The sequence below is a fragment of the Phytobacter ursingii genome (assembly GCF_001022135.1).
Taxonomy (GTDB): domain Bacteria; phylum Pseudomonadota; class Gammaproteobacteria; order Enterobacterales; family Enterobacteriaceae; genus Phytobacter; species Phytobacter ursingii.
Genome location: NZ_CP011602.1, coordinates 1,774,460 through 1,787,583, shown reverse-complemented (window position 1 = coordinate 1,787,583; position 13,124 = coordinate 1,774,460). Strand labels below are relative to the sequence as shown.

Below are 13,124 nucleotides of genomic sequence, written 5' to 3'. Positions count from 1 at the left end.
GAGGTGGTATTGTGCAATCAAAACGTGCAGAAGTACGCATTGAGGACAGAAAAATATTGTCCAACGACTGGTATACGCTGACGAAATATACCTTTGACCTGCGTCGCCGCGACGGTGAATGGCAGCGACAACATCGTGAAGTCTATGACCGCGGCAACGGAGCAACGATCCTTTTGTATAACCGTCAGAAACGCACGGTCATCTTGACTCGCCAGTTTCGCTTCCCGGTCTTTATCAACGGACATGACGGCTATCTGATTGAAGCCGCCGCGGGCCTGCTCGATAACATGGATCCGGAACGTCGCATTAAAGCGGAGGCCGAAGAAGAGACTGGCTATCGCGTGGAGAATGTGCAGAAGGTGTTCGAAGCCTTTATGAGCCCCGGTTCTGTCACCGAAAAACTCTACTTTTATACGGCGGAGTATCAGTCAGGCGACAAAATAAGCCAGGGCGGCGGTATTGAAGCCGAAGGGGAAGATATCGAAGTCATGGAAATGACGCTCGATGATGCCCTCGCGGCGATTGACAGCGGCCTTATCTGCGACGGTAAGACCATCATGCTGCTCTACCATGTCGCGCTCAAAAAATTATTGTGAGGCCAACATGAACCGACAAATCATTCTTATCGCCGGCCCTTATCGCAGCGGGACTCAGGGTAATGCTGAGTTGATCGCACAGAACCTTGCCAGACTTGAAGAGGCGGCGCTGGCGGTCTGGCAACGTGGACATATTCCGGTGATTGGCGAATGGCTGGCCCTGCCGCTGGCAAAAGCAGCAGGTTCCACGAGGCATGACGACGAGATCTGCGAGGCGATGCTTTATCCTGTCGCGCATCGGTTAATAACCCGCTGTGACGCCATCTTTCGTATTGCCGGAGAATCCCGCGGTGCGGACATGGATATCGACGTCGGCAGGCAACACGGCCTGACTATCTACCCGTCGCTGGAAAGCATTCCCGCCGTTTAATCGATAAAACCGGTATTCGCTGCAGGCGGATACCGGCTCCTGCAGGTTAGCGGTTTACCGAACGCGCAATACGCGTATAGGTATGTCTGACACCGCGAATGGCGACGCTATAGGCCAGAATATTTTCCGGCAGGGCCATGCCCATATAACCCGTATCGCCAATATGATGCAGATCGGCTCCGGCCATTTTACTCATCAAGGCAATCTGGCGAATCGTGTTGATATCGGCCCCTTCCTGAGACGTTCCGATGGCCGTCATCGCCAGAACGCCGCTGGCATGCGCGCAATCAATAAGCGCCGCAACCTTTTCCTGACTCATGCCAGGCACCGTACCGGGGGCCGGGATCAATACAATATCTGCCCCTTGCTCGGCAAACCCGTTCACATCTTCTTCGCTAATAATGGCGCTCCCGCTTTCCCGGACAATGCCTGCGCCATGCATTTTACCGGTTATCAATACCGCGCTATCGCCAATCGCATCGCGAATCTCTTTTAGCGCCAGTCCCAGCGCCTTATTACTCACGCCATTGTTGGGATTACCGGTCAGTACGAGGATTTTAGCTCCCATCTCTACCAGTTTTCGCGCATTTTCCGCCGTGGCCGCGCGCCCCGGGTTCATTTTCCAGATATCCTCATGGTTACGGGTAAAGTTGGGGTCGACGGCCTCCAGGTTTACGCCGATGATTCGCCCGGTCAGTTGTGCTAAGCGATGCAACACTTCTTCCGGTTGGGTATCCGCAGGCATGCCCTGAATCTGTGGATGCTCGCTGTCGAACATATTGATAAGCAGAATATCCGCCCCCTGTGACGCCGCAAGCTCTGCATTGGTGACATTGTTAAGCAGCGGCTGCGTAATCGCGATCGTTTCACTGATCAACACGCGCCCTTCACTGGCTCGAATTGCATACAGCAGCGCCGCTTTGTCCATCTGTACCAGGTCGGAAGCACAGCAGTCCAGTAAACGTTTGGTTGTCATATTTTCACCTTCAATGAATGAACCATTTATATACCAATTGCTCACCTTAAATAAATCACATGCCTCAAAACCAGCCAGGCATGTTGAATTTACGATCGCTTTCACATTAATAATCGTACAAAGCGGTGTGAACGGGATGACAAGTGGCGCAATATGGTTAAGGATTGGTACACAATAAACCGCTAAAGAAATTCATTCCGGAGATGTGATGCCCGCTGTCTTTGCCCTCGATCCGTCAGATGGCTTGCCGCTGTATATGCAACTGATCAATGTCATTAAACGCGCTATTGCAGAGGGGCAACTGCGCCCTGGTGACGCCATTCCCCCGGAACGCGAACTCGGGGAAATGTTGGCGATCGCCAGGGGGACGGTGCGTAAGGCATTTCAGCAGTTGTTTGAAGAGGGAATACTTATTCGCCAGCAGGGGGCGGGAACGTTTGTCGCTCCTCACCTGCGCCAGTCGCTCCCCTTGCTGGAAAGTTTTAGCGAGATGGCCGATGCCAGCGGTGGTCAGGCGCAAAGCGAACTGGTTGGCTACCAGCGCCGGATCGCCTCGCCGCAGGAGTGTCAGATCCTGCAATTAAGTACACAGCAGAACGATGTGGTCGAACTGACCCGGGTGCGCAAAATTAACGGCATTGCCATCTCCGTCCAAACGGCGCTGTTACCCGCACAACTGCTGGAGAAAATTACCGACCTACCAGATTCGCTCTATCGTTACCTGGAACAAAAAGGGATGCCGGTACTTCACGCTAATCAGCGTTTTGCCGCCGTCGCGGCGGACGACAGGCTGGCACACTATCTGGGCGTCCGGCAACAAACACCGCTTTTGTTGGTCACCCGTACAGGGTGGAGCCATAACGACATGCCTGTGGAATATACCCGGACCTGGTGCCTGAGCGATTATCAAGACTTTATCCTCGAACTCCATAAGGCAACTATCACTGAAAGCGCATGATTTTGCGCTCTAAAAAGGCTAATAAAGCGGTCAGGGGCGCCCAACCGGTAAACGCCCCGCCGTGTCGCTCAGACAACGAGACTCACTCACCCCTTTCCCGTCAGAATCGCGCTCATTCTGCATGCTGCACAAGTGACACTGTCACATCACTTTTTCCATTATCGTCTATGATCAGCTTCGTATGCCTTGAGGTATCGCGTTCTTAAGGCACTTTTTGTCGGCCATTGATCGCTTTGCATTAAACGAGGTAATTGAATGGAGTCAACATCATTTCATAAAAGCTGGGGGGCCGAATGGCTCGGGAACGGCGCTGTCCGGTTTCGTGTCTGGGCATCCGGTCAGCCCACCATCACTCTACGGCTTGCAGGTAAAGATCTGGACATGCGTCCGTGCGACGAGGGCTGGTTTGAACTTACCGTAGAAAACGTCGCGCCCGGCACGGAATATCAGTATGTTCTCGCCGGCGGTATGACTATTCCCGACCCGGCCTCTCGCGCACAGAAAGCGGATGTTAATGGCCCGTCGCTGGTCATCGACCCCACCCAGTACCGCTGGCAACACCCGCAGTGGCAAGGGCGCCCGTGGGAAGAGACCGTCGTGTATGAGTTGCATATCGGGACATTTACGCCGGAGGGGACCTTCCGGTCCGCTATCAGGAAACTGCCTTATCTTGCCGAACTGGGGATTACCCAAATTGAAGTAATGCCCCTGTCGCAGTTTGGCGGCAACCGGGGATGGGGCTACGATGGCGTACTGCTCTACGCACCGCATTCTGCCTATGGTACACCGGACGATTTCCGCGCGTTTGTCGATACCGCCCATGGGCTAGGGCTTTCAGTGGTCCTTGATATTGTGCTCAACCACTTTGGCCCGGAAGGTAATTATCTTTCTTTACTGTCACCCGACTTCTTCGATAGCTCCCGTTCCACGCCCTGGGGGGCGGGTATTGCTTATGATGTGGACGCGGCCCGTCGCTATATTGCGGAAGCGCCGCTCTACTGGTTGACCGAGTTTCGTCTTGATGGATTACGCTTCGATGCCATCGATCAGATTGAGGATAAATCCGAAAAACACATCCTCATGGACATTGCCCGGCGCATTCGGCAACAGATAACCGACCGCCCCATTCATCTCACTACTGAAGACAGCCGTAACATTATCGACCTGCACCCACGCGACGAGGACGGCTCAGTCTCTCTCTTTACCGCCGAGTGGAACGATGATCTTCACAATGCCGTGCACGTGCTGGCGACGGGAGAGACGCAGGCATATTACCAGGATTTCGCTGATGCCCCTGAAAAATGGGTTGCCCGTGCGCTCGCTGAAGGATTTGCTTATCAGGGCGAAGTCTCCCCACACAGTGGCGAACCGCGCGGTGTGGACAGCCGGGGCCAGCCGCCAGCCGCCTTTGTCGATTTTATCCAGAATCACGATCAGGTCGGTAACCGCGCATTAGGTGAACGGTTGATTAGCCTCGCAGGACCGGAACGCAGTCAACTCCTGCTGGCTGCCCTGCTGCTCTCGCCGCATATTCCCCTGATATTTATGGGTGAAGAGTATGGCGAGACGCGGCCTTTCCTGTTCTTTACTGATTTCCATGGCGAACTCGCCCGCGCCGTGCGTGAAGGACGGGCAAAAGAGTTTGCCGGCCACTCCGGGTATGACGGCGTTGATGTGCCCGATCCCAATGCCGAGCGTACCTTCACCCTGTCGAAGCTCAACTGGCAGGCCCTGCAAAGCACCGAAGGTAAAGCCTGGTTAGCCTTAACGCGTGAATTGCTGGCATTGCGTCAGCAGTACATTGTGCCATTGCTGGCCCAGGCATCGGGGCAAAACGGCAAGGTCGTGGATACCGCACCCGGTTTTCTCGCCGTACGCTGGACATTCCCTGACGGCACGTTATCGATGGCGCTCAATCTCGGCGAGCACGCCAGGCCCGTACCTGACTTTCCCGGCAACACACTGTTTGCCCGACCCACTATCTCAAACGAACTGCCGCCACATTCGATTGTGGTTCGCCTCGCGTCAGGAGATGCGCAATGACCATTCCAACGGCAACGTACCGTATTCAGTTTCGTAACGGCATGACCTTTGACCGTGCCGCGGCACTGGTGCCCTACCTTAAACGACTGGGCATTAGTCACCTGTATGCATCGCCTGTTTTTACTGCCACCACCGGATCAACTCACGGTTATGACGTGACAGACGCTAATGAAATTGACCCGGCCATTGGTGGGCGCAAGGGGTTCGATCGGATGGTAAAAGCGCTCAAAGAGTCGGGGCTGGGGCTGATTCTCGACATTGTGCCAAACCATATGGCGGCTTCACTGGAAAACCGCTGGTGGCGCGATGTCATTGAACACGGCCCACGAAGCCGTTACGCCCACCATTTCGATATTGACTGGACGCGTCCGCTCACGCTGCCGTTTCTGGGCGATACCTTTGAAAATGTGCTGGAGCGTGACGAGATCCACGTACAGCCGGACCCGGAAACCGGACATCCCGCCTTTGCCTATTACGACAGTTTTTATCCATTGACGCCGGAAAGCTGGCAAGACGACCCCGACGCGATCCTGAATCTGACGGATAAATCAGCCATCAGCGCGTTGCATCAGCGTCAACCCTGGCGGCTTACCTGCTGGCGTGACGCGCCTCATTCTCTCTCGTATCGCCGCTTTTTTGAGATAACCGGTCTGGTGGGCGTGCGGGTTGAAGATAAAACCGTCTTTGATGATACGCACCGGCTGATTCTCGAACTGGTGCACAGCGGCGTCGTTGACGGGCTGCGCATCGACCACATCGACGGGCTGGCGGACCCGAAAGGCTATCTTGATCGTTTACGCCAACAGGCCGGGCCGGACTGCTACATCACCGTGGAGAAAATCCTTGCTGACGGCGAACAGCTACCGCCAGAGTGGCCCGTCTCCGGGACCACCGGTTATGAATTTATCGCCGCTTTATCCGACGCGCTGGTCGATGGCGACAACATGGCGACGCTCAGCCAGGCCTATGAAGAGGTACTGGGCAGAACGGTTGATATGGCGAACGAACTGCGGGCCGCCAAGCTGCTGATGTCAGGGCGCAATTTTGAAGGCGAATTTAACACCCTCCTCAGGCTAAGCCTGGACATTGCCACGGCGGAAGATGCGGCACTGGATGAAACCGCCATGAGTACGGCCCTGCGAGAACTGCTGGTCGCCTTCCCCGTTTACCGTACCTATGGCACCGACGAAGGGTTGACCCCGGCAGACGATGCTCTGCTACAAAACGTCGTCGATTCCGTGAAGGCGCCCGGCACCTTGCCAGATCCTGAGGCGCTGGATTTCCTGCAACGGATCCTCACTGGCGAGCTGGAGGACAGCACCGCCGATAATGTACTCGTCTTTCGCACGCGCTTTCAGCAGCTGACCGGGCCGCTGATGGCGAAATCCGTGGAAGATACTCTCTTTTTCCGTCAGCACATGGCGCTGGCGCTCAATGAAGTGGGATCGGAGCCGTTACCACGACCTTATGCGTTGTCCGCTTTCCATAAAGAGATGCAAACCCGCCGCGAGCGGCAGCCGGATGCGCTGTCGACCACCTCCACCCACGACACCAAACGGGGGGAAGATACCCGCGCGCGGCTGTATACCCTTACCGAAGCGCCCGAAGAGTGGGCGCAGTGCGTAGTTCGCTGGCGCGAGATGAATAAATCCAAAGTCGTGCTGATTGATGACGGCGCCGCGCCGCGCTCCGGCAGCAAATGGATGATCTATCAGGCGCTGGCGGGTGCGTGGCCCGTCACATTGCGCCCGGATGATCACACAGGCCTTAAAGCCCTTGAAGACCGTTTTCTTCCGTATGTTGAAAAAGCGCTGCGCGAGGAGAAATTACGCACGAGCTGGGATGACAACAATGACGCCTACGAACAGGCGGTTCTGGGTTATGTCACGCATCTGCTCTCAGCGGATAACCAGCCGTTTCTGGTCGATTTTCACCGCGCCCTGCAGCCTTTTATTCGCGCTGGACTGGTGAACAGCCTGACACAGGCAATAATTAAGCTTACTGCACCCGGTGTACCGGATATCTACCAGCGGAGCGAAGCGTTCAATTTTAGCCTTGTGGATCCGGATAATCGCCTCGAACCTGATTTCTTTGCGCTTGCCAGCGCGCTCGACGACGAGGAAAAACCGCTCAACACCGACCAGGACGCCTGGTTTAGCGGCAGAACGAAACAGCAGGTTATCGCCCGCCTTGCCCGTTTTCGCCAGCAAAAACCGCGGCTATTTCGCACAGGCGATTATCTGCCGCTTTCCGCCTCAGGTTCGCAGGCGAAAAACGTTATCGCCTTTGCCCGTACCTGTGGCGACGAAGCGCTGATTGTTGTCGTACCGCGTCTGGTTTTCGCTGCGCTGGCGGCACATCCCGACTGGCTCTACCCGCCAGGCCTGCAAGATACCTCGGTCATGCTGACGGATACCCTTGCCGGGCGGCGTTATCGGGATCTCTTTACCGGAAAAGAAGAAAACCTGAACAAGGGCATCGACCTGGCGTCAGGAGATGGCAGTCTGCCCGTACGTGTTTTATATAGTTCATTTTAACCTTTTGTATTTATGGCAAAAATCGTCATTAGCGGGAGAAGGAAAAAATGTCAGACGGAAAGTCATTTACTATTACGGCAGGAAATTATCATCAACTCGGTGCTAATTACGATGGTGAGGGTGTCAACTTTGCGCTCTTTTCCGCACACGCGCAGCGCGTTGAGCTGTGTCTCTATGCCCCCGACGGCAAACAGGAAATCGCAAGACTCGACCTGCCAGAGTACACGCATGAAATCTGGCATGGCTATGTCCCCGGGCTGAAACCCGGCGCGCTGTATGGTTTTCGCGTCCATGGCCCTTATGACCCGGAAAATGGTCACCGTTTTAACCCGCATAAACTGCTGGTTGACCCGTATGCCCGCGAACTGGTTGGCAACGTGGAGTGGAATGAATCGCACTTCGCCTACGATCTGTTACATGAAGACAAAGATCTGACATTTGATACCCGCGACAGCGGTCCTTATATGCCCAAATGCCGGGTAATCGACCCGAATGAATTTGACTGGCAGGACCAACATCGCCCGATCATTCCCTGGTCCAGGGCGGTCATCTACGAAACTCACGTGAAAGGCTTTACCCAGCTCAATTCCGCGCTGCCGCAGGAATTACGCGGCACCTTTGAAGGCATGGGCCATAAGGCGACGGTGGATTACATCAAAAATCTCGGCATCACCTCGGTTGAACTCCTGCCTGTCCACTGGTTTCCGGATGATCAACATTTGCTGGATAAAGGGCTGAAAAACTTCTGGGGCTATAACACGCTGGGCTTCTTTGCCCCGGCTTCGCGTTATTACGGGCCTAAAGGCATTCAGGGGGTGCGCGATATGGTACGCGCCTTTCACGATGCCGGTATCGAAGTGATCCTGGATGTGGTCTACAACCACACGGCGGAAGGCAACGAACTTGGCCCAACGCTCTCGTTTAAGGGGATCGATAATTTCTCTTACTACCGTACCTTGCCTGAGCAGCATCGCTATTACATTAACGACACCGGTACGGGTAATACGGTGAACACCTCGCATCCGCGGGTGCTACAAATGGTGATGGATTCGCTGCGTTACTGGGCAGAGTCGATGCATATCGACGGCTTTCGCTTTGACCTGGGGACCATTCTGGGGCGTGAACCGGAAGGCTTCGACCAGCGCGGCGGCTTTTTTGACGCCATGATGCAGGACCCTTTGCTATCACGACTGAAATTGATTGGCGAACCGTGGGATATCGGTCCGGGCGGCTATCAGGTGGGGGGATTCCCGCCAGGCTGGGCCGAATGGAATGATAAATATCGCGACACGGTGCGTGAATACTGGCATGGCGATAATGTCTCCAGCGATTTTGCCGCCCGGCTGCTGGGCTCCGGAGACCTCTACGATCTGCGCGGACGTCGCCCGTGGGCCAGCGTCAACTTTATCACTGCCCATGACGGTTTCACCCTTAACGATCTCGTGTCGTACAACGACAAGCACAATGAAGCCAACGGCGAAGACAACAACGACGGCCACAACGATAACCGCTCCTGCAACTATGGCGCGGAAGGGCCTACTGAGGATGAAGGCATTAACGCCGTGCGCGAGCGGCAAAAACGCAACTTCCTTGCCACGTTGTTCTTTTCTCATGGCACGCCCATGCTACTTGCGGGGGACGAATTTGGCCGCAGCCAGTTGGGGAACAATAACGGCTACTGTCAGGACAGTGAAATCTCATGGGTGCACTGGGATAACCTGCCGGAAACGGCCAGTACACTGCGTGAGTTTACCCGCCACGTTATCAAACTGCGCGCCGACCAGCCGCTCCTGCGCCGTGAAAACTGGCGCGATGGCATGGTGATCGAGTGGTTTAATGCCGGGGGCGGCTTTCAACAACCCGAACAATGGGATGAGGGTTCGACGCTCGGCGTCTATATTGGGCGTCCGGACCTGCAAACTGAACAGGGTATCTGGCACGATGTCCTGATGCTGTTTAATCCGTTTGAAGGCAACGTGCCATTTCGCATTCCGCAGTTTGGCGAAGGGGGCTGGGTGCTGGAGATTTCTACCGCAGACAATGACAGACAGGGGTTGGTGATCACCAAAGAGATGGATTTTGAACTGGAAGGGCGCTCTATCGTCCTGTTCAGACGTCCGTAGCGACATGTGACATTGTCACTTTAAAGAGTCATTCCTGAGCAGGCCGTGCGCCTGCTCATTTTTAGCCCACCCGCTTTTTGCTGCCGTTTACGCCCTGCCTGCAACTCTATACACTTCCTGCTTCGCAAGACGATACAAGAAAATCAAATGAACAAAACACGTATTAACCTTCCCGCCGGTTATTTTGGCATGGTACTGGGCATTATTGGCCTGGGTTTCTCCTGGCGATTTGCTGCCACTATCTGGCCTGTCACCACGTTACCTGCCGATGTGCTGGTCATTTTAGCTATCCTTATCTGGGCGCTATTGATGTTTGCGTTCATTACCCGTCTGATACGGCACGCAAGTACCCTGCATGAAGAGATTGGGCATCCGCTAAAAAGCAGTTTTGTCAGCCTTGCGCCCGCCACCAGTATGCTGGTCGCTATTGGCCTGACGCCCTGGTGTCATACCCTTGCCCTGCTGCTCTTTTTGATTGCTGTCACCGCCCAGTTGACCTATTCCGCCTGGCAAACCGCCGGATTATGGCGCGGCACACACCCTAAAGAGGCCACCACGCCGGGCCTCTATCTGCCCACGGTGGCGAACAACTTTATCAGCGCCATGGCCTGCGGCGCGTTCGGCTTTAACGATGTCGGCCTGCTCTTTTTAGGTGCCGGTGTTTTTTCCTGGCTGAGTCTCGAACCGGCCATTCTGAGTCGAATGCGTAATCTGGAAGAGATGTCGCCTGCGGTCCGCACCTCGCTCGGTATTCAGATGGCTCCGGCGTTCGTTGCCTGCAGCGCCTGGCTGATGCTGAACGGTGGCCAGGCGGATGTCTTTGCCAAACTGCTCTTTGGCTACGGTCTGTTGCAAACGCTGTTTATGATCCGCCTGATTCCCTGGTACAGCGCGCAACCGTTTAATCCCTCTTTCTGGAGCTTCTCGTTCGGCGTGGCGTCGCTGGCGACCACGACCCTGAAACTGGGGCACGGTTCTCCCGATGGCGCACTGTACTGGATCGCCTTCCCGCTGTTTATCGCCTGTAATCTGGTGATCGGGATACTGATGGTGAAGACCTTTATGCTGCTGGTGCGCGGCAAATTGATCATCCGCGAAGAAAACCGATGAGCAGTAACCTGGCGCTTATCTATCGCGCCTTTGGGGCGCCAGACGCGGTGCTGTCGCTGCAAACGCTAAAGGCTGAGGAACTGGCGGCTGACAGGGTTCGGGTCGCGATGACGCTTTCCCCGGTTAATGCCTCCGATCTGATCCCCATCACCGGCGCCTATCGCCACCGGATCACCCTGCCCGCCATTGCCGGTTATGAAGGTGTGGGCACCGTAATTCAGGCGCCAGCGCAGGCCGCCCATCTGCTGGGAAAACGGGTGTTGCCGCTACGCGGACAGGGCACCTGGCAACGCCTGGTTGATAGCCCGCTGGCGTTTACCGTACCGGTACCGGACGATATCAGCGATGCGCTGGCCGCCAGGGCGTACATCAACCCGCTCGCCGCGATGTTAATGCTTAAGCTCTACCCGCCTGCGGGAAAACATGTACTGATTACCGCCGCCGGGTCTGATTGCGCCACCCTGCTCGGCCAGTGGGCGCTCAAACGCGGTGCGCTGAGCGTAACGGGCGTTCATCGTTCGCCCGTTCATCGGCAAAAGCTGGCAGAATGCGGCATTCAGCCGCTTGAGGAGACGCGCAGCGCGGAAATCGAGGCCCTGGCGCAAACGACAGATATTGTGTATGACGCCACCGGCGGCAAACTTGCGGACTTACTGCTCTCATCCATGCGCAAAACAGCGCTGTTTGTCAGCTATGGCCTGCTTTCCGGACAGCCTTATCGCATTTTTCCCCACCATCCATCGACCCAGTGGTTCCATATTCGTAACGCTCTGGATGCTGTCTCTGCGCCGCAGTGGCAGAGTCTGTTTGCTGAGATCTGGACGTTACTGCGCCAAAGCCGGATCAATGACGCCAGCGTCTTCCCGCTGGCGCACTGGCAAGAGGCCATCGCGTTCTATAAAACGTCGGGCAGGACGCGCAAACCCCTGCTCGCTTTTTCTGCTAAGCCATAGGGAAAAGTCAGGCACTACCGGGCGTTGAAATACTCAATGGTTTCTCTGACTTTGCGGGCAGCATTTTTTAGAGTGTCAATGTCCACCGAACCAATGGCCATACGCAGCGCGTGCAGTGTGTGAATGGACGTGCTGAACGGCTCGGCGGTGGTCAGCGAAATGTTCTCTTTAAGTAACGCGCTGACCACACGATCCGCGCGCACCTCTTCCTGTAACGGCAGCCAGACAAAGTACGATGAGGGATGACTTACGCAACGCAGCGGCGCCAGATACTCGCGAACGACAGACTGGCGATAGCGGGCATCTTCCCTTTTCAACCGCTCAAGCCGCGCCACGGTGCCATCCAGCACCCATCCGCAGACAATCGCCGTCATCAGGGCGGGTGTATTCCATGTGGTTGCCCTGATAGCGCGTTCAATACGCTGCTTTTTCTCCGCCGGCGCAACAACCATCCCCACACGTAGCCCGGAGGCCACGTTTTTTGAAAAGCCCGCAAGATACAGTGTCCGTTCCGGCGCATAATGGTGGATGGGCAGCGGCGGGTTATCTACCAGCCAGACGTAGGTCGCATCTTCGATAATCAGCAGATCGTGTTCGCTGGCAATCGCGGCCATTTCGCGACGAAACGCATCATTTGCCACCCATCCGAGGGGATTATGCAGTGTGGGCATCGTGTAGATGGCTTTCACCCGGCGCTTTTTGCAAAGCTTGCGCAGTGCCTCAAGATCCATCGCTTCGCCGCAGGCCGGTACCGCCGCCAGTTCCAGATGAAATTGTTCGGCCAGCACCTTAAATCCCGGGTATGTCAGCGCGTCAACCGCGACCACATCGCCGGGCTGGAGCAAGCCCATCACCGCGACCGTCAGTCCGTGTTGCGTCCCGTTGACAATCATCAGATTCTCAGGGGCCGTTTTTACCCCGAACGGTCTCAGGTAATCGGCAAACACGCTCCGTTCGCTGGCTTTGCCGCCGTGTGGCTGATAACGCAGTAACGATTCAATGTCACCGCTGACCGAAAGCTGGCGCAGCGCGGTTCTCAGCAATTCCGCCTGTTCAGGCAGCGCCGGATAGTTAAAGCTCAGATCAATCACATCGGAGGCGATCGCGTGACGATCGATCCCCTGCCCGCGCGGCAGCATGATCTCTCTGACGAACGTTCCGCGTCCCGTCTCGCCGCTGACCAGCCCCATTGCCTCCAGTTCCGCATACACGCGGGTCGCCGTGACCAGCGAAATATGGTGCTGCGCCGATAAAACGCGATGGGTCGGTAACCGCGTCCCGGCAACCAGTTCTCCGGATTTGATGGCATTCGCAAACTCATCAACAAGGCTTTTGTAGCGCGCTTTCATCATTTTATCCATGACAATAATTTGATTGTCATGAATTCTCAGCCGTATGCTCCGTTCTGTCAAACAGGTTCAGATAACACTAACCACACATTGAGGTGCACTGTGCAAG

Annotated in this window: 10 protein-coding genes; 8 read left to right on the top strand and 2 right to left on the bottom strand. The window is 55.7% G+C overall.

Annotated features, from left to right (window positions below; all coding sequences use genetic code 11):
• Positions 1-11 precede the first annotated feature (11 nt).
• Together AB182_RS11975 and AB182_RS11970 are read left to right on the top strand one after the other, a co-directional pair.
• On the top strand, positions 12-596 hold the full coding sequence (locus AB182_RS11975) for an NUDIX domain-containing protein (RefSeq protein ID WP_047373272.1): 585 nt from the start codon (positions 12-14) through the stop codon (positions 594-596).
• A gap of 7 nt (positions 597-603) precedes the next feature.
• Positions 604-966: a hypothetical protein gene (locus AB182_RS11970; RefSeq protein WP_047370288.1), complete on the top strand. Its 363-nt coding sequence runs from the start codon at positions 604-606 to the stop codon at positions 964-966.
• A 46-nt stretch (positions 967-1,012) separates the two neighbouring features.
• Here the strand turns inward: AB182_RS11970 and AB182_RS11965 are convergent, their stop codons facing one another.
• Positions 1,013-1,942 (bottom strand): DUF7916 family protein, encoded by a 930-nt coding sequence (locus tag AB182_RS11965; RefSeq protein WP_047370287.1) that lies wholly within the window; start codon positions 1,940-1,942, stop codon positions 1,013-1,015.
• Between the two features lie 208 nt (positions 1,943-2,150).
• Between AB182_RS11965 and AB182_RS11960 the strand changes: the two genes are divergently transcribed.
• The 6 genes from AB182_RS11960 to AB182_RS11935 all read left to right on the top strand — a co-directional run bounded on the left by AB182_RS11960 (position 2,151) and on the right by AB182_RS11935 (position 11,666).
• Positions 2,151-2,900, top strand: coding sequence for a GntR family transcriptional regulator (locus AB182_RS11960; RefSeq protein ID WP_047370286.1), 750 nt, complete (start codon positions 2,151-2,153; stop codon positions 2,898-2,900).
• A gap of 255 nt (positions 2,901-3,155) precedes the next feature.
• Entirely contained in the window at positions 3,156-4,943 is a 1,788-nt protein-coding gene (gene treZ, locus AB182_RS11955; protein WP_047370285.1) for a malto-oligosyltrehalose trehalohydrolase, read from the top strand.
• A complete protein-coding gene (treY, locus tag AB182_RS11950) occupies positions 4,940-7,480 on the top strand; it encodes a malto-oligosyltrehalose synthase (protein WP_047370284.1) in 2,541 nt (846 codons plus the stop codon). The genes treZ and treY overlap by 4 nt, the downstream gene beginning before the upstream one ends.
• A gap of 47 nt (positions 7,481-7,527) precedes the next feature.
• Positions 7,528-9,603 (top strand): glycogen debranching protein GlgX, encoded by a 2,076-nt coding sequence (gene glgX / locus AB182_RS11945; RefSeq protein ID WP_047370283.1) that lies wholly within the window; start codon positions 7,528-7,530, stop codon positions 9,601-9,603.
• Between the two features lie 147 nt (positions 9,604-9,750).
• Entirely contained in the window at positions 9,751-10,713 is a 963-nt protein-coding gene (gene tehA / locus AB182_RS11940; protein ID WP_047370282.1) for a dicarboxylate transporter/tellurite-resistance protein TehA, read from the top strand.
• Positions 10,710-11,666 carry a zinc-dependent alcohol dehydrogenase family protein gene (locus AB182_RS11935; RefSeq protein ID WP_047370281.1) on the top strand — a complete coding sequence of 319 codons (957 nt, stop codon included), beginning with the start codon at positions 10,710-10,712 and terminating at the stop codon, positions 11,664-11,666. The genes tehA and AB182_RS11935 overlap by 4 nt, the downstream gene beginning before the upstream one ends.
• Positions 11,667-11,680: 14 nt before the next feature.
• Here the strand turns inward: AB182_RS11935 and AB182_RS11930 are convergent, their stop codons facing one another.
• The gene (locus tag AB182_RS11930; RefSeq protein ID WP_047370280.1) at positions 11,681-13,015 is read right to left on the bottom strand and encodes an aminotransferase-like domain-containing protein; all 1,335 of its coding nucleotides are present in this window, start codon (positions 13,013-13,015) and stop codon (positions 11,681-11,683) included.
• Positions 13,016-13,124: the final 109 nt, after the last annotated feature.

Coding starts and splice junctions, on each gene's coding strand:
- tehA (WP_047370282.1), top strand. CDS start 9,751: ATGAACAAAACACGTATTAACCTTCCCGCCGGTTATTTTGGCATGGTA.
- AB182_RS11935 (WP_047370281.1), top strand. CDS start 10,710: ATGAGCAGTAACCTGGCGCTTATCTATCGCGCCTTTGGGGCGCCAGAC.
- treZ (WP_047370285.1), top strand. CDS start 3,156: ATGGAGTCAACATCATTTCATAAAAGCTGGGGGGCCGAATGGCTCGGG.
- glgX (WP_047370283.1), top strand. CDS start 7,528: ATGTCAGACGGAAAGTCATTTACTATTACGGCAGGAAATTATCATCAA.
- treY (WP_047370284.1), top strand. CDS start 4,940: ATGACCATTCCAACGGCAACGTACCGTATTCAGTTTCGTAACGGCATG.
- AB182_RS11970 (WP_047370288.1), top strand. CDS start 604: ATGAACCGACAAATCATTCTTATCGCCGGCCCTTATCGCAGCGGGACT.
- AB182_RS11965 (WP_047370287.1), bottom strand. CDS start 1,942: ATGACAACCAAACGTTTACTGGACTGCTGTGCTTCCGACCTGGTACAG.
- AB182_RS11930 (WP_047370280.1), bottom strand. CDS start 13,015: ATGAAAGCGCGCTACAAAAGCCTTGTTGATGAGTTTGCGAATGCCATC.
- AB182_RS11960 (WP_047370286.1), top strand. CDS start 2,151: ATGCCCGCTGTCTTTGCCCTCGATCCGTCAGATGGCTTGCCGCTGTAT.